The 16,671-nt window shown below is 30.1% G+C and carries 23 protein-coding genes; 20 read left to right on the forward strand and 3 right to left on the reverse strand.

Annotated features, from left to right (window positions below; all coding sequences use genetic code 11):
* Window positions 1–63: 63 nt before the first annotated feature.
* From B3N22_RS07575 to B3N22_RS07600, 6 genes are all read left to right on the forward strand, one after another.
* Window positions 64–723: a class II aldolase/adducin family protein gene (locus B3N22_RS07575; protein ID WP_286905985.1), complete on the forward strand. Its 660-nt coding sequence runs from the start codon at window positions 64–66 to the stop codon at window positions 721–723.
* Window positions 724–910: 187 nt separating this feature from the next.
* On the forward strand, window positions 911–2,095 hold the full coding sequence (gene nirJ1, locus B3N22_RS07580) for a putative heme d1 biosynthesis radical SAM protein NirJ1 (protein ID WP_286905987.1): 1,185 nt from the start codon (window positions 911–913) through the stop codon (window positions 2,093–2,095).
* 10 nt (window positions 2,096–2,105) lie between these two features.
* Complete coding sequence (nirJ2, locus tag B3N22_RS07585; protein ID WP_286905990.1) at window positions 2,106–3,116, forward strand: putative heme d1 biosynthesis radical SAM protein NirJ2; 1,011 nt, start codon at window positions 2,106–2,108, stop codon at window positions 3,114–3,116.
* Window positions 3,109–3,573: a siroheme decarboxylase subunit alpha gene (gene ahbA, locus B3N22_RS07590; RefSeq protein ID WP_286905992.1), complete on the forward strand. Its 465-nt coding sequence runs from the start codon at window positions 3,109–3,111 to the stop codon at window positions 3,571–3,573. The genes nirJ2 and ahbA overlap by 8 nt, the downstream gene beginning before the upstream one ends.
* A complete protein-coding gene (gene ahbB, locus B3N22_RS07595; protein WP_286905994.1) occupies window positions 3,566–4,045 on the forward strand; it encodes a siroheme decarboxylase subunit beta in 480 nt (159 codons plus the stop codon). Before ahbA ends, ahbB begins: the two co-directional genes overlap by 8 nt.
* A gap of 96 nt (window positions 4,046–4,141) precedes the next feature.
* Entirely contained in the window at window positions 4,142–5,119 is a 978-nt protein-coding gene (locus tag B3N22_RS07600) for a Gfo/Idh/MocA family protein (RefSeq protein ID WP_286905996.1), read from the forward strand.
* Between the two features lie 64 nt (window positions 5,120–5,183).
* Here the strand turns inward: B3N22_RS07600 and B3N22_RS07605 are convergent, their stop codons facing one another.
* The gene (locus tag B3N22_RS07605) at window positions 5,184–5,405 is read right to left on the reverse strand and encodes a DUF362 domain-containing protein (RefSeq protein WP_286905998.1); all 222 of its coding nucleotides are present in this window, start codon (window positions 5,403–5,405) and stop codon (window positions 5,184–5,186) included.
* 184 nt (window positions 5,406–5,589) lie between these two features.
* Here B3N22_RS07605 and B3N22_RS07610 point away from each other — a divergent pair, with 184 nt between their 5' ends.
* The 10 genes from B3N22_RS07610 to B3N22_RS07655 all read left to right on the forward strand — a co-directional run bounded on the left by B3N22_RS07610 (window position 5,590) and on the right by B3N22_RS07655 (window position 11,238).
* The gene (locus B3N22_RS07610; protein WP_286906000.1) at window positions 5,590–6,066 is read left to right on the forward strand and encodes a MarR family transcriptional regulator; all 477 of its coding nucleotides are present in this window, start codon (window positions 5,590–5,592) and stop codon (window positions 6,064–6,066) included.
* A 14-nt stretch (window positions 6,067–6,080) separates the two neighbouring features.
* On the forward strand, window positions 6,081–6,413 hold the full coding sequence (locus B3N22_RS07615) for a hypothetical protein (RefSeq protein WP_286906002.1): 333 nt from the start codon (window positions 6,081–6,083) through the stop codon (window positions 6,411–6,413).
* The gene (locus B3N22_RS07620; protein WP_286906004.1) at window positions 6,397–6,792 is read left to right on the forward strand and encodes a MerR family transcriptional regulator; all 396 of its coding nucleotides are present in this window, start codon (window positions 6,397–6,399) and stop codon (window positions 6,790–6,792) included. Before B3N22_RS07615 ends, B3N22_RS07620 begins: the two co-directional genes overlap by 17 nt.
* A 95-nt stretch (window positions 6,793–6,887) precedes the next feature.
* Window positions 6,888–7,040, forward strand: a complete 153-nt coding sequence (locus tag B3N22_RS07625) for a lmo0937 family membrane protein (protein ID WP_139259296.1) — start codon at window positions 6,888–6,890, stop codon at window positions 7,038–7,040.
* A 114-nt stretch (window positions 7,041–7,154) separates the two neighbouring features.
* A complete protein-coding gene (locus B3N22_RS07630; RefSeq protein ID WP_286906008.1) occupies window positions 7,155–7,943 on the forward strand; it encodes an EFR1 family ferrodoxin in 789 nt (262 codons plus the stop codon).
* A gap of 155 nt (window positions 7,944–8,098) precedes the next feature.
* Complete coding sequence (locus B3N22_RS07635) at window positions 8,099–8,539, forward strand: GNAT family N-acetyltransferase (RefSeq protein WP_238906693.1); 441 nt, start codon at window positions 8,099–8,101, stop codon at window positions 8,537–8,539.
* A gap of 105 nt (window positions 8,540–8,644) precedes the next feature.
* Window positions 8,645–9,106: a hypothetical protein gene (locus B3N22_RS07640; RefSeq protein ID WP_286906011.1), complete on the forward strand. Its 462-nt coding sequence runs from the start codon at window positions 8,645–8,647 to the stop codon at window positions 9,104–9,106.
* A gap of 168 nt (window positions 9,107–9,274) precedes the next feature.
* A complete protein-coding gene (locus B3N22_RS07645) occupies window positions 9,275–9,754 on the forward strand; it encodes an HIT family protein (RefSeq protein ID WP_286906013.1) in 480 nt (159 codons plus the stop codon).
* Between the two features lie 55 nt (window positions 9,755–9,809).
* Window positions 9,810–10,559 (forward strand): GNAT family N-acetyltransferase, encoded by a 750-nt coding sequence (locus tag B3N22_RS07650; protein ID WP_286906015.1) that lies wholly within the window; start codon window positions 9,810–9,812, stop codon window positions 10,557–10,559.
* 184 nt (window positions 10,560–10,743) lie between these two features.
* Complete coding sequence (locus B3N22_RS07655) at window positions 10,744–11,238, forward strand: GNAT family N-acetyltransferase (RefSeq protein ID WP_238906736.1); 495 nt, start codon at window positions 10,744–10,746, stop codon at window positions 11,236–11,238.
* A gap of 31 nt (window positions 11,239–11,269) precedes the next feature.
* Here the strand turns inward: B3N22_RS07655 and B3N22_RS07660 are convergent, their stop codons facing one another.
* Both B3N22_RS07660 and B3N22_RS07665 read right to left on the reverse strand, forming a co-directional pair.
* A complete protein-coding gene (locus B3N22_RS07660; protein ID WP_238906688.1) occupies window positions 11,270–12,145 on the reverse strand; it encodes an AraC family transcriptional regulator in 876 nt (291 codons plus the stop codon).
* A gap of 106 nt (window positions 12,146–12,251) precedes the next feature.
* Window positions 12,252–12,596 (reverse strand): winged helix-turn-helix transcriptional regulator, encoded by a 345-nt coding sequence (locus tag B3N22_RS07665; RefSeq protein ID WP_238906687.1) that lies wholly within the window; start codon window positions 12,594–12,596, stop codon window positions 12,252–12,254.
* Between the two features lie 101 nt (window positions 12,597–12,697).
* Here B3N22_RS07665 and B3N22_RS07670 point away from each other — a divergent pair, with 101 nt between their 5' ends.
* From B3N22_RS07670 to B3N22_RS07685, 4 genes are all read left to right on the forward strand, one after another.
* Window positions 12,698–13,591: an aldo/keto reductase gene (locus tag B3N22_RS07670; RefSeq protein ID WP_286906017.1), complete on the forward strand. Its 894-nt coding sequence runs from the start codon at window positions 12,698–12,700 to the stop codon at window positions 13,589–13,591.
* 27 nt (window positions 13,592–13,618) lie between these two features.
* Window positions 13,619–13,753: a hypothetical protein gene (locus B3N22_RS07675; RefSeq protein WP_286906019.1), complete on the forward strand. Its 135-nt coding sequence runs from the start codon at window positions 13,619–13,621 to the stop codon at window positions 13,751–13,753.
* Between the two features lie 42 nt (window positions 13,754–13,795).
* Complete coding sequence (locus B3N22_RS07680) at window positions 13,796–15,553, forward strand: bifunctional homocysteine S-methyltransferase/methylenetetrahydrofolate reductase (RefSeq protein WP_286906021.1); 1,758 nt, start codon at window positions 13,796–13,798, stop codon at window positions 15,551–15,553.
* Window positions 15,554–15,642: 89 nt separating this feature from the next.
* Entirely contained in the window at window positions 15,643–16,617 is a 975-nt protein-coding gene (locus tag B3N22_RS07685; protein ID WP_286906023.1) for a tocopherol cyclase family protein, read from the forward strand.
* Window positions 16,618–16,671: the final 54 nt, after the last annotated feature.

Below are 16,671 nucleotides of genomic sequence, written 5' to 3' on the forward strand. Positions count from 1 at the left end.
TATTAAAGTATACTGGTCTTAAATTGTTGACATAAATTATTAAAATATAGGGGGAGAATTAGTATGTTAGAAGAATTAAAGAAAGAAGTTGTAAAAATAGCTAAGGAAGCAGATCAATCAGGGTTATGTAAGCATAAGTCAGGAAATTTTAGTATAAGGGATAAAGAAACAGGATATGTTGTAGTTACACCAGCTGCTGTAGATAGAGCAGAATTAACTTATCATGATATTTGTGTAGTAGATTTAGATGCAAACGTTATAGAAGCAGTAACTGATTTGAAGCCTACAAGTGAACTTTTAATGCATTTAGAAATTTATAAAACAAGAGAAGATGTAGAGGCTGTTGTACATACACACTCACGTATTGCAACCTCATTTGCTGTAGTAAATAAACCAATACCTGCAATAATATATGAATGTGCAACTTTAGGACTTAAAGATGCCATGATTCCTGTTGCACCTTATGGAAGACCAGGTACAAGAGAACTATCAAACAGTGTTATAGAACCTATAAAAAGATCTGATTGTATTCTTTTAGAGGCCCATGGTACAGTAGCTGTAGATAGTGTACCTAAAAATGCATTATTAAAAGCTCATTATATAGAGGAGTTAGCTGAGGTGTATTATAGAGCTTTGGTTATAGGTGGAGGAAAAGAACCTAGAGCTTTTGCTCCTGAGGAACTTGAGAGATGGGAATATCCATCTGAAATAAAGCTTAAATAACTAAAAAATCAGTATCAACCATAAGAGTTGGTACTGATTTTTTTTCATGTTCTTTTTCATGATTTATAAGTAGGCCCATCAAAATCTGTTAACAAAAAATATACAAAAATAATCAAAAAACTCTAATAAAATATGAATAATTGGGAAAAATACCAAAGTCGCGTTAATTATGGATAGGAGGTGCATTATGATAGGTGTATCTAAACTGCTATGTGGGACAGAAAGTTTTGGAGATAAACTTAGATATACTCATGGTGCAAATGAAGCTAAAGATGGAGTCAATTTAGATAGAGGGCCAGTAGTTGTTTGGAACTGTACTAGAACCTGTAATTTAAAGTGTAAGCACTGTTATGCAGACTCAGATAACAAGAAATATGAAGGGGAACTTACTACTTATGAAGGGAAAAAACTAATAGAGGATTTACACCATTTTAATGTACCTGTAATACTGTTTTCAGGAGGGGAACCTCTTATTAGAGAAGATATTTTGGACTTAGTTGATTATGCTAGAAGGTACAATATAAGAAGTACCATATCAACTAATGGAACACTTATTGATAAGGAAATGGCAAGAAAACTTAAAGAAAGAAAAGTTGGGTATGTTGGAATTAGCTTAGATGGAATAGGAAAAAGACATGATGATTTTAGAGGAAGCAGAGGGGCCTTTGATAGTGCTCTTCAAGGTATAAGAAACTGTCAGGAGGCCCATCAAAAAGTTGGATTAAGATTTACTATTAACAGTAATAACTATGATGAACTTGAGGAAATATTTTACCTAGTTAAAGAAGAGAAAATTAAAAGAGTGTGTTTTTATCATTTGGTGTATTCAGGCAGAGGTAGTGAAATGATGAAGGAAGATATATCTCATGAAGAAACAAGAAGAGCTATGAGTATAATAATTAATAATGCAATTAAACTAGGAAGTGAAGTTGAGATTTTGACGGTAGATAATCATGCTGATACCGTATATCTATATCTAGAGGCAGAGAAAAAATACCCTCATCTATCTCAAAATATATTAAACTTAATGAAAATGAATGGGGGAAATCGCTCAGGGATAGCGATAGCTAATATAGATTATAAAGGAGGTGTACATAGTGATCAATTCACTACGCAGTATACATTTGGAAATGTTAAAGAAAGAAATTTTAAGGATATATGGACAGATATATCAAATCCAATTTTAGCAGGATTAAAAGATAGAAAGAGGCTTCTTAAGGGAAGGTGCAGTAAATGTAACTGGCTTAATGTGTGTAATGGCAATTTTAGATCTAGAGCAGAGGCTGTGACAGGAGATTTTTGGGCATCTGATCCTGCGTGTTATTTGACTGATGAAGAAATAGGGGTAGGGGAGAAACTTGGATTAGTTTAGGAGGATATCAATGATTATATCATGGAACACAACTAATAAGTGTAATATGCATTGCAAACATTGCTACAGAAACTCTGGAATTAAAGCTGAGAGAGAATTAAACACCTTAGAAGGAAAAAAACTTATAGATGAAGTTAAAGAAGCTGGCTTTAAAATAATGATTTTTTCAGGTGGGGAACCTTTAATACGTGAAGATATTTATGAGCTTATTGAGTATGCTTCAAATAGTGGACTTAGGCCTGTTATTGGAAGTAATGGAACACTTATAACTGAAGAAATCGCAAAAAAATTAAAAGATTCAGGTGCCATGGGAATAGGAATAAGTTTAGACAGTCTTAATTCCAAAAAACATGATGAGTTTAGAGGATTTAAAAGTGCCTGGGTGGAAGCTGTTAAAGGTATGAAAAACTGCAAAGCCGTAGGATTACCTTTTCAAATACATTCAACTGTGATGAAGTGGAATAAGGATGAGATACTTAATATAACTAATTTTGGTATGGGACTTGGGGCGGTTGCTCATCATATCTTCTTCTTAGTTCCTACAGGAAGAGGAGAAAATATAGAAGATCAATCTTTAACCCCATTTCAATATGAAAAACTTCTTAAAGATATTATGATAAAGCAAAAACAAGTAGACATAGAATTAAAACCAACCTGTGCACCACAATTCATGAGGATTGCAAATGAACTTAATATGAGACCAAGGTTTAGAAGAGGATGTTTAGCAGGGGTTAGTTATTGCATTATAAGTCCAGTTGGTGATGTGCAGCCTTGTGCATATCTGGATAAACCTATAGGAAATGTGAGAGAGGTTCCTTTCAGTGAATTATGGAGAGATAGTCCTGTATTTAAGGAACTTAGGACTTTAGAATATGAAGGAAAATGTGGAGAATGTGAATATAAAAAGAGCTGTGGAGGGTGTCGTGCTCGTGCAGCCTTTTATAATGATGGAGATTATATGTCATCAGATGAGGTCTGTCTATACTCAGCTAATGAAGAAGTTGAGGTTATTAATGGATAAGATATGTGTTGATTTACTTAATTTAATTCAAAATGAATTTCCATTAGAATCAAGACCTTATTTAAAGATATCAGAGAAACTAGGAGTAAGTGAAAATCAGGTTATAGAACTTCTAAAAGATCTTAAAAAAGATGGTTATATAAGGCGGTTAGGAGGAATAGTTAATTCTAAAAAGGTAGGTTATTATAGCACTTTATGTGCAGTTAAAGTTCCAAAGGAAAAAATTAAAGAAGTTTCAAAAATCATAAATAGCTATGAGGGAGTCACCCACAATTATATTAGAGAGCATAGCTTTAACATGTGGTTTACTTTAACAGCATCATCTAGAGAAAGTGTTAAAAGAATACTTGAGGAAATTAAAAGTAATACAGGAATAGAAGAGATAATGGAGTTACCTTCTATAAATTTATTTAAGATAAATGTGAGTTTTAATCTTAAGGAGAAAAGCTATGTTTAGTTATTTGGATAAAGCTATAATTAGAAAACTTCAAGAAGATTTACCACTAGTTCCTAAGCCATATGAAGAGATTGCCTGTGAACTTGGAATCACAGAAGAAGAACTCTTAGATAAGATAAAAGAACTTAAGGATAAAGGAGTTATAAGAAGATTTGGTGCTTCTTTAAACCACAGAAATGTTGGAATCAAAGGTAATGGAATGGTAGTATGGATTGTTCCAGAAAAAGAGCTTAAGAGAGTGAGTAGGATTATGGTTTCTTTTTCAGAAGTTACCCACTGTTATGAAAGACCAACCTATCCTAATTGGCCTTATAATGTATTTACTATGATTCATGGAGAAGATAAAAAAACTTGCGAGAAAATAGTTGAAAGAATTTCAGAAGCATCTGGGATTAAAACTTACAGCATATTATATAGCACTGAAGAACTTAAAAAAAGTAGCATGAAATATTTTGTAGAAGAGCATATATAACAAAACCTACTCTAAAGTTTAATAATAAGTAAAGGATTATTGAATTGATACCGTATGTAATGTAAACTATTTATATAGGAAAAAGGAGGTAGCAAAATGGTAAGATTTGCGGTAATAGGTACTAATAAGATAACAGATGGATTTTTGAATGCAGCTATGTTATGTGAAGATTTTAAGTTAGCAGCTGTTTATTCAAGAAGTAAAGAGAAAGCGTTAGAGTTTGGAAGTAAATATGGAGTTACCTTAGTTTATGATGATTTAGATGAACTTGCAGCAAGCAATGAAATAGATGCAGTGTATGTAGCTAGTCCTAATAGTCTACATGCTAGTCAATCAATAAAAATGTTAAATGGTAAAAAACATGTTTTATGTGAAAAAACCATAGCATCTAATATTAAGGAGTTAGAAGCTATGTTAAAAGCTGCAGATGATAATGGAGTTATTTTATTAGAAGCAATGCGTCCAGTTTTTGATCCTGGATTTAAGGCAATACAAGATAATCTTCATAAGATAGGAAAAGTAAGAAGACTTACATTCCAGTACTGCCAATACTCTTCAAGATATGATAATTTTAAAAATGGTGTTATAGAAAATGCTTTTAATCCTAAATTTTCAAACGGAGCACTTATGGATATAGGTGTTTACTGTATCCACCCAATGGTAAAACTTTTTGGAATGCCTAAAAAGATAGTAGCAAGTGCTGTAAAATTAGAAAATGGAATTGATGGAGCAGGAACTATTTTAGTTGAATATGATGGTATGCAAGGTGAGTTATTATATTCAAAAATAACTAATTCAAAGCTACCTAGCCAAATTCAAGGGGAAAAAGGCTGTATGATAATAAAAGAAATACCAGATACAAGAGAACTTTCAATCATCTATAATAACGGAGAAACAGAAGAGGTTGAAATAAGTAAACATCCTAACAACATGTATTATGAAGTTGAAGAAATAGTAAGATTAATAAATTCAAAGGAAAATGCACATAAACATAATAAGTATTCAGTTATGGAAGTAAAAGTAATGGACGAGGTTAGAAGTCAATTAGATATTAAGTTCCCAGCTGACCTTTAAAAATACTATAGAAGCTGGAGTTATGGATAAGCTATAACTCCAGCTTTATTATTATAGATTAAACCTAATTCTTCACAAGTGATAAAGACTGTTTTGGGCAAGTTCTTACACATCTTTTGCATCTAACGCAAACCTCATTGTCAATTACCCATGTACCTTCATTTGGAGTTACTTTTATAGCATTAGCTGGGCAAATTTTTTCGCATTTTCCACAATATACGCAGGAGCTTGTATCATTTTTTATATTTCCTTTTGATTTTAAAATAGAATGCATGAACTTAAACACAATGTATTTCTCCCTTCAAGTTAAGAAAATATTTTGGCATCAACATGGTTTCCTGAGAAACTAAAATAATATTAACACAACATGGTTTCCTTGTAAACAATAAGTTTCGACTTGTTGATATAAAAATATTAAAATGATATAATTATATTGTTTCTTAGGAAAGTATATATTTAGGAGAAGAATTATGGATAATAATAAGGTTCAAGATATAACAAAAAAGATGAGTATGTTGATAAATAGATTAAGTAGCTTTGATGATGAACATGAAAAAGCTTTAGAAGAGATGTTAGATAAATATGAAATAGCAGAACTATTAAATAAAAATTTAACTTTGTCAGAAGTTCATGTTATTGATTGTATAGGAAAAAATAAATTTTCTAATACAACATTTATATCAAAAGAATTGAATATGACGAAGGGAGCTATATCTAAAATAACAACTAAACTTCTTGATAAAGATTTAATAAAATCAGATAAACTTGAAAGCAATAGAAAGGAAGTTTATTACATACTAACAAAGTTAGGTAGAGAAATATTTTTTATACATGAAAAAATTCATAAGGCTCAGAATGAAAAATTTGAAGATATGATTTCAAAATATAACTCAGAAGAATTAGTTGCTATAAATAAATTTTTAGGTGACTTAACTAATAATATCTAGGAAAAGAGGTTAATATGATGGAAAATACTACAGATTTGAGACCTAAAATAATTACACTTTGTGGATCTACAAAATTTAAGAAACAATTTGAAGAAGTAATGGCAAAACTGACATTAGATGGATGTATAGTTTTAACAGTAGGTTTTTTTGAACAAAGTGATAATATAGAAATAACTGAAGAGCAGATTAAACTATTTGAAAAACTTCATTATCATAAGATAGATATGTCAGATGGAATATATGTTGTAAATGCAAATGGGTATATTGGAGAAAGTACCAAAAAAGAAATTCAATATGCTTTACAAAAAGGTAAAGAGGTAAATTATTTTTATGAAAAATTATTATAAAATTGGAGAGGTAGTAAAAAAGTTAAATATAAATAGGGAAACTATAAGATATTATGAGAATGTAGGATTATTAACGGAAAACAAAAGGGATAAAAATGGCTATAGACTTTATTCAGAAGATGAGGCTGAGAAAGTTGAATTTATTCTAATGGTTAAAAGTTATGGTTTTTCTTTAAAAGAAATAAAAGTGATTTTCGATGAGGTATATGAAGATATATTAGGTGGACATGTTGAAGGTATAAAGATAATAGTTGAAGAAAAAATCAAGGAATTACAGGTTAAAATAGATGCTTTAAGTGAAACAAAAAAGCTTTTAGAAAAAGTTAATGATAATGTACTATCAGAGAACAGAGAATGTTATAGAAAAGAAAATAAATGATAATAATTATTGTTTAATAACGTATATTATGGTATAATAAAACAAAAATAGACAATACAAACTATTTAGAAGCTAGGCAGAAAGGAGAGATTATAATGAAATTTTTAAGATGGTTAGGTGGAATTGTAGTTTTCTTTTGGTTATTAGGTCTTCTATTTAGAATAGGAGGAGGGCTTATACATATATTATTGGTAGTTGCGGCTATTGTATTTTTGTATGATAAGTTTTTAGGTAGCAGAAGAGAATAAATAGTATATCAAAAGCTTTCTTGAGGTATTTCAAGAAAGCTTTTATTTTGCTCTTGACTCTGTAGTATGGTACAAGGTGTATACTTTCTGTAAAAGAAGAAGGGGGCATTTATAATGATTATTAATGAAGATACCATACTTTACTTTTCAGGTACAGGAAACAGTTATCAAGTAGCAAAAGATATACAAAATAGATTATCTACTCTTAATTTATGTAAGATAGCTTCTATGAGAAATGAGGAAAAGATAGAGGTTAAATCAAAAATTCTTGGAATAATATTTCCTGTTTATTATGCACGTTTGCCTTTAATTGTTGATAAGGTAATAAAAAGCTTAAACTTAAGTGAGGATACCTATGTTTTTAGTATAGTAACTCATGGAGGTGCACCTGCTAAGGTGTTATTTAAACTCAAAGATTTATTAGAAAAAAATCATGAACATCTAAATTCAGGGTTTTTAGTTAAAATGCCTGCAAATAATATCTTAAAATATGATACTAAAGACATTCACTATTATAATGATGTTTTTAAGCAAGAAAAGAAAAAGATAGAAATGATATCAAAAATAATTAAGAAAAGAAAGAATCACCCATGTGAGGTGACAAGTTTAGTTCTTGATAGAGTAGTTGATAAGATCTTTATTAAACAAACTAATAAAATAGTTGAAGGCTTTCATGAAAGTGATAGAAACTTTTGGGTAACTGATGAATGTAATGGTTGCAAGCTTTGTGAAAAAGTTTGTCCAGTAGAAAATATAGAATTTAATGGAGAAAAACCATCATGGAAACACAAGTGTGAACAATGTACAGCTTGTATTCAATATTGTCCTAAAGAAGCTATTCAATGGGACAAGAAAACCATAAAAAGAAAAAGATATAGAAATCCTAATGTTAAGATATTTTAACTAGGCCCATCAAGAGGTGCATCAGATCTAAGTAGATAAAAATTAGGTATAAGAAAAGGTACATGAAGAAAATATTTACAAAACGTGGTATAATTTAATCATAGTTATGGTAAGAGATAGAGAAATAGTAAATTAAAAGAAATATGGAGTATAAAATGGAGCTTAAAGTAAATAAATTTGAAGAGAAATATTTAGAAGAGTGTGTTGATTTATTTATAGATACATTTTCGAAAGAACCTTGGAATGACGAATATGATTCAAGAGAGCAGGTAAAGGAGTTTTTCATAAATCATATGAAAAACAATTATTTTTTAGGTTATATAGGTTTAGTAAATAATAAAATTGTAGCATTAAGTATAGGTATGAAAAAGCCTTGGATATGTGGCATGGAATATTATATAGATGAGTTTTGTATAAGTTATGATTATCAAGGGGAAGGTATCGGAAGTTTATTCCTAAATCATATAGAAAAATTATTATTGGATGAAAATGTTCAAGGAATGATACTTAATACAGAAAAAGACTATCCATCTTGTAAGTTTTATGAGAAAAACGGATTTCGTCCTTTAGGAAATCTTATTGTTTTAGGAAAATAGATTTAGAATATTGAAAATTTGAAATAAAGTGTAAGGTACTGTATTTTAATTAATAATTTGAATAAGAGATATGAACTATGCAAATTAACTTCAAAGGGGAAAGATATGAATCAGATATTTATGTTTTTTGGTGTACAATGGCTTTTTTATTTACTAGGTCTATGGACAATTATGGATAACTTTATAATCAGTATGTTAATAATCATCTTAAATATATTAATACTGTATTTTTTAAAGGTAAAATATATAAAAAGATATTCATTGGCATTAATAATAATGTTACCTTGGGTTCAAGTAATTTCTATTTTTATAAATAATGAGATATCAAGGATTTCAAAAGGAATAACATTAAATTCTGAAACCTTATTCTGGAACTACTTGTTTATTATAGTACAACTTATAATCCTATTGATTAGCATAGTTGTATCAGCACGAAATTATAGAGAAAAAAGAAATGACTTTAAAGAAATAAAATTTTTAATGTTAAGTTATTCTATAAACATAGTAATAATAACATCATTAATATACCTTAGTTTCATTCAGGTTCCCAAACTAAGTTTGCTGTAAATATTTTTAATTTAACTTTTCCTATATATAGTACTTAATGCAAAAAATCATTTAGTTATGCTATTACTAAATGATCTTTTGTTATTTAAAACCTAATACTGCAAATATGATATAATTTATCTATATATGTAAAAGTGAGAAATATTGAGTTTTAGAGGAGAGGATTTTATGATAATAAGAGATATTTTAGATAAGGGATGGAGTTGTGAATGTTTAGGCTGCTCCATAGGAAATGGTGAGTTTACTCCGCCTGGTGATATAATAAAAAGCACTAAAAATTTCGTTCTTCATCAAGACCCAGAAGTTCCAATTAAGGCATTCTTAATAATTGATTCAAAAAAACATATTAAGTCAATTTCAGAATTAACTTATGAGGAATCACAAGAACTATTTGAGTTAGCTTATAAGGCGAGAGAAGCATTAAAAATCATAAAGGATATTAAAGAAGTAACAATTATTCAAGAAGAAAGGTCAAGGCATTTTCATTTATGGCTGTTGCCAAGATATGAGTGGATGGATGAGAAGTTTGCAAATTCTTTATCTGAAGTTCGTGATATGTTTATTTATGCCAAAGAGAACAACAAAACTAAAGAAAACATCAATGATATATTAGCAACTGTAGACACAATAAGAAATTATATGAAATAAATCATAGATTGGAAGCAATTTAAGAATTAGGCTTTGTAAAGGAGGAGAATAAAATATGGGTGCTGAGTTTATAAATCTAACAAAAGAAAACCTTGCCAATGAGCATGTATGCTGCATTATACGTAGTAAAAAGCCACATAAAGGTATTGATGCAAAAAAAGAATGGCTGTCAGAACGGTTAAATGAAGGTCATGTCTTTAGAAAATTAAATGAAAAAGCTACTGTTTTTATTGAGTATGCTCCTCTTGAAACAGCTTGGGTTCCAATAATCGGAGACAACTATTATTATGTGTATTGTTTATGGGTTTCAGGCAATTACAAGGGAAAAGGTTATGGAAATTTGTTGATGGAGTATTGTTTAGCTGATGCTAAAGCAAAGGGGAAATCAGGAATTTGCATGCTTGGAGCAAAAAAGCAGAAGGCTTGGCTTTCAGACCAATCATTTGTTAAGAAGTTCGGCTTTGAGGTTGTTGATAATACAGATGACGATTATGAATTACTTGCGCTTTCTTTTGATGGTACAATGCCAAAATTTTCACCCAGTGTTAAAAATCATAAAATTGAAAGCGAAGAATTAACAATTTATTATGATATGCAATGTCCATATGTTTATCAAAGTATTGAGATGATAAAAGAGTACCGTGAAGTAAATGAAGTTCCTGTATCTTTAATTCAAGTGGATACTCTACAAAAGGCAAAGGAATTGCCTTGTGTTTTCAATAACTGGGCAGTTTTTTATAAAGGAAATTTTGAAACTGTGAATTTGTTAGATATAGCTTATTTAAAGAGGATACTTAAAAAGTAAATCATCATCTTGATTACTAAAATGAAGTTTATCTAATTAGGACCATCAAAAGGTACATCAGACTATTAAGTTCAAGAAAAGGTATATGAAGAAATATAAGAGGCCCATGATAAAATATGATAAACGAGAGGTTCATCATATTTAAGTAATATGAAATAAGTTGAGGTGATTAATCATAAAAGTAATAGAAACAAAACGATTATATCTAAGAGAACTTGTACCAGAAGATAAGAATGAGCTATCAAAGGTTCTATCTGATTTTGAGTCTATGAAATATTATCCTAAGGTATTTGATGAAGAGAAAGTAGAGAAGTGGATTCAATGGAATATCGAAAACTATAGTAAGTATAATCATGGTTTATGGGCAGTTATATTAAAAGAAGGAGAAGTTTTTCTTGGGGATTGTGGAATAACAATGCAGAGAATTGAAGATGAAGTTGTGCCGGAGATTGGGTTCCATATTATTAAGGATTATTGCAATAAAGGTTATGCAACGGAGGCTGCTTTGGCATGCAAGAAATATGCCTTTGAAATATTAAATTATTCTAGAGTTTTTTCAATTACAAGTGAAAGAAATATTCCTTCACAAAGGGTTGCTGAGAAGATAGGCATGAAGTTTTATAAGTATTTTGATAGTCATGGCGAAAAGCATGTCTCCAAGTTAGCAATAAAAGAATAAAGAGAACTTAAGACAAGTTCCCTTTAAGATCTTATTGTTTTTTTACTACGGGTACCCATATCTCACTTTTGTAGGTTGGAGATGAGGTATCTTTACTTTCATTCCATAGAATTTCAGGCCCTTCAGCTACTTCATAGTTAGATGATGGGAACCACTCAGAGTAAATACGTCCCCATATATTTTGAAGAGTTTCTGGAAAAGACCCAACAGCTTCAAATACGGCCCAAGTTGATGTTTTAACTTCAAGTTTTTCAAAATTATCTGGACATTCTTTAGTTGAAGCAACTCCTATATAGTGATCAAGTTCACCTTTTTCCTCCATTCTTCCTTCAGAGAAGTTTACAGAAGCGCTTATAAGTCCTGATGGCTCAATGTTTGAAAGTGCCTTAAGTTCAGTTATGATTTGCATGTTTAGACTTTGCCACATCTTAGAAATCTCAGGATTAACCCCTTCAAAAACTATAGGAACCCTCTTTTTTAATCCAATAATATTAAATTTTTCTTTTTCTACAATACGATAATTCATTTCGTTTCCTCCCTTAATAGATAATTGGAAGGTCATAGGTGGATAAGCTTTTAATGAATGACTATTATCTCTAGCTTCTGATGGAGTAACTCCATGTAAACTTTGAAAGGCCCTTGAAAAAGCATCAGGAGAATTATATCCATACTTAACAGCAAGGTCTATCACTTTTATATCACTGTTCGTAAGTTCAAAAGCAGCAACTGTGAGCCTTCTCCTTCTGATATATTCTGATAGTGGAATTCCAGCTAAAAAAGAAAACATTCTTTTGAAATGATATTCAGAACATAAAGCTAGTCTAGCTATCTCCTTATAATCTATTTCATATTCAAGATTTTTTTCAATATACTTTAGAGCATCATTCATATTTTTAAGTGAATCCATTAAAATCCCTTCCTTTCATATACAGGATAACAGAAGCAAAAATAGAGAATCCGACATTTTAGGTATAACTATTGTAGGATGTATTATTTTATATGAACATCAAGCTTTAATTATCTTCTGCACCAATTTTTATATAAGACTCTCCCCATTTTTCCATAAGATCAAGTACTGGAATAAAACTCTTGCCTACCTTTGTTAGACTGTATTCAACTTTAGGAGGAACTTCATTGTAGATTTTTCTTTCAACAATATTATCATCTTCAAGTTCCCTTAAATGCTGAGTGAGCATCTTTTGAGTAAGGGAGGAATCATCAAAGGCCCTTTTTAATTCTGAGTGCCTCATGACTTCATTTCTGGCTAAAAACCATATTATAGATAACTTCCATTTACCCAAAATTATTCTCTGGGTTAACAATAAAGGACATCCTTCTTCCCATTCATTTACTATCATAATTATCTCCTTAGGTACTTTTTTGTAACTATAGCACAATAAAGTACCTAATTTCAATATTTTAGAACCTAAAATATAATATTTTTAGGAGGTGTTTTTAGATGGAAAAAATATTATTAGGAAGTTCATCATTAAGAGTATCTAATATTGGACTTGGAGCAATAAATTTTGGAACAAAGACAAGTGAAGAGGACTCTTTTAAGTTGATGGATGATTATATTAATGAAGGTGGCAACTTTATTGATACAGCAAACAACTATGCGGTTTGGAATGGTGGAAATGGTGGTGAGAGCGAGAGAGTTATAGGAAAGTGGTTAAATAAAAATAATAACAGAAAAGAAACTATAATAGCAACAAAGCTTGGTGCACTACCTAAAAACATTGAAAATAGAGATTTTTCTAATATGCAAGGATTGGGACGAAAAGTTATCTTAGAATCTGTACAAAAGTCTTTAGAAAATTTAAATACAGATTATATTGATTTATTATATTTACATGTAGATGATTATAACACTCCACAGGAAGAAACTTTAGAAACACTAAACGAACTTGTAGAAAAGGGCTTGATTAAAGAGATTGGATGTAGCAATTTTAGAACTTGGCGCATTGAACGAGCAAGGAATATTTGTATTAAAAATGGTTATAAATTCTTTTCTGCAATTCAACAGAGATATAGTTATTTAACCCCAACTATTGATGCTGATTTTTATCCACAAGTTGCAGTTGATGGAGATCTTAGTGATTACTTAAAATATCATAATGATTTAACTTTAGTTGCTTTCTCTCCATTACTTAAAGGTCAATATAATAAAAGAGAGATAGAAAAAGATGAATATAATACATTGTATAATCAAAGGAAGCTACAAAACTTATTAGATAAAGAATCAGATCCTAACTCATGGGTAATAAAATATATCACTGAACAATTTGGAGGGAGTGTAGCCCTAGTTACAACTTCTAATAGAAAGCATCTAATAGATATAATGAAATTTTAATGTATAAGTTTCCCCTAGAAAAGTTGAGTGAGTTATTATTTGAAATGGTCTATTTCTACTTTTAGACTTGTTCATAGTACCATTAAAGAAATAACACAAATTCTTACCCATATGTGTTATAGTAAATTTAGTAATGCAGGAAAGGATATTAATGATATATAATTTCCTTTGAGGTAAGAGATAAATTTGTTTAGGGGGATACAAATGAAAACAAAAAAGAAACCGCTGATTTTTGATGGAGCAATGGGTACTTATTACAGTGTACTAAGTAAAAATCCATCAACTAAGTGTGAACTTGGAAATCTTTATGATAGGCAAACTGTTTTAGATATACACAAGGAATATATAGATGCAGGTTGTGGGGCTATAAGAACTAATACCTTTGGTGCCAATAAAGAGGCATTAGAAAGTGATTTTGATGTAGTTAAGAGGGTCATCAAAGAGGGCTATGAAATTGCAAAAGAGGCAACTAAGGGTACATCAGTTTCAGTTTTTGCTGATATTGGGCCCATCAAAGAACTAGAAGGACATGAATTATTTAAAGAGTACCAAGAAATAGTAGATGTATTTCTTGATTTAGGTGCAGATAACTTCATATTTGAAACCTTTAGCCAAGAGGAATGTTTAGTTGATATCTGCAAATATATAAAAAGTAAAAATCCTAAAGCTTTTATTCTTGTGGAGTTTGCTGTTTCTCCAGAAGGGTACACAAGGCTTGGAAATTCAGGAAAGAAGCTTATAGATAAACTTTCAAAGATTACTGAAATTGATGCTTTAGGTTTTAACTGTTTTTCAGGTCCATACCATCTTCTTCAGTATATAAAAGAGTTTAATATTGAAGATAAAACCATGTCCATAATGCCAAACTCAGGTTATCCAACTATAATAAATAACCGTACTTTTTTTGATAACAGCAAAGAGTATTTTGCAAGTCAGATGTTTGAAATAGCGAAATTAGGAGTCAGCATTTTAGGTGGGTGTTGTGGGACAACTCCAGAGTATATAAAAGCAATGGTTTTAAAACTAAAAGAACTTAGTTTAGATGATATTGTTTATGACAAGATATCAAAACCATCAGAAATCAAAAAATCAGAGGTGAAAAATAAACTTATCGAAAAGTTAGATAAGGGAGAGAAGATAATTGCAGTTGAATTAGATCCTCCTATAGATACAGAAATAGACTTTTTTATGAGTAGTGCAAAGAAACTGAAAGATCAGGGAGTAGACGCTATAACTATAGCTGATTGTCCTATTGCAAGAGCTAGAGTTGATAGCAGTATACTTGCTTGTAAACTTAAGAGAGAATTAGATATAACACCAATTCCTCATATGACCTGTAGAGACAGAAATATAAATGCTACAAAAGCTCTTCTTTTGGGTCTTAATATAGAAGGGGTGAATAATGTTTTAGTTGTAACTGGTGATCCTATACCTTCTGCTGAAAGAGATGAAGTTAAGGGAGTATTTAGTTTTAATTCATCAATACTTGCAAACTATATAACAAACTTAAATGAAACAACCTTTAAAAGTCCATTTAATGTTTGTGGGGCCTTAAATATCAATGCAAGAAACTTTAATGCTCAGATGGTACAAGCAAAGAAAAAGATAGAAAATGGAATAACCATGTTTTTAACCCAACCTGTTTTAACTAAAGAGGCCCTAGAAAATCTAAAACTTGCAAGAAAAGAACTAGATGTAAAAATCTTAGGTGGAATCATTCCAGTTGTTAGTTATAGAAATGCCTGCTTTATGAACAATGAAATATCAGGAATCAACGTTTCAGAAGAAATAATTGAGATGTATAAAGATGTTTCAAAGGAAGAGGGTACAGAGCTTGCAGTGAAGTTATCCACCCAAATTGCAAAAGAGATTTCTGAATATGTAGATGGGTATTACTTAATAACCCCATTTAAGAGGATAGATATAATTACTAGAATAATTGATAATATAAAAAACAAATAAATCTTAATGAAAAAGAAACCTAGTGAGGTTTCTTTTTTTGTACATGGATATACTAGTAAATATAGTATATAGTGAGGATGATGTCTAAAGTGTTTAAGAAGATGATAAATCCCATACTTTTTCAAGGGGATTTAAAAAAGAAAAACTATTTTGAAGGCTGGTATTATAAACAGGTATCAGAAAATCAAAAAAATGTCATAAGTTTTATACCTGGGATAAGCTTATTTCATGGTGATTATCATAGTTTTATTCAATATATATTTGTAAGTGTAGATAATAATGATAAAAGGACAACCAAGACAGGGTATGTACGATTTAAATTAGAAGATTTTAAGTTTCATCAAAATCCCTTTAGGATAAGTATAGGAGAAAATACATTTTCTGAATCAAGAGTTTTTATTAATATAAAAGATAAAGATTGTGATATAAAAGCTAATATAAATCTAGGGACATTAACTCCTCTAAAAAAGTCTATAATATGTCCTAACATAATGGGCTTTTTTGCATACATCCCTAATATGGAATGTTATCATGGGGTCATCAGCATGAACCATGAGGTTTCTGGAAAAATCAAAATAAATAATGAAGAAATAGATTTTAATAAGGGGAAAGGATATATAGAAAAAGACTGGGGAACATCATTCCCTAAGGAGTATCTATGGATTCAATGCAATAATTTTGAGGATAAAGGAACTAGTATTTTTTTATCTGTTGCAGATATACCTTTTGGGAAAAAATCTTTTAGAGGTTATATAGTGAATTTGTTAGTTCAGGGTAATCAATATAGATTTGCAACTTATAATAATAGCAAGCTAGAAATAGAAGAAATAAACGATAAAAAAATAAAAATATCTTTAGAAAATAAAGATGGTATTTTAAAAATAGAAGGTAGATTAACTCAACCAGGTGGACTAGTAGCCCCTAAAAAAGGAGAAATGAACATACCAGTAAAAGAAGAATTATCTGGAGAAGTGAAACTTTATTTTTTGAACAAAAGAAGTAAGCAAACCTATGAAGGGAAAGGAAGTATAGCTGGTATTGAAGTCGTAGGATTTAACACTTGACAACAAAATACTTCTAGAGTAGAATTAAAATATACTTCGAGGATAGAATTAATT

It is taken from the genome of Clostridium sp. UBA1652, from assembly GCF_002320975.1.
Lineage (GTDB): Bacteria > Bacillota > Clostridia > Clostridiales > Clostridiaceae > Clostridium_T > Clostridium_T intestinale.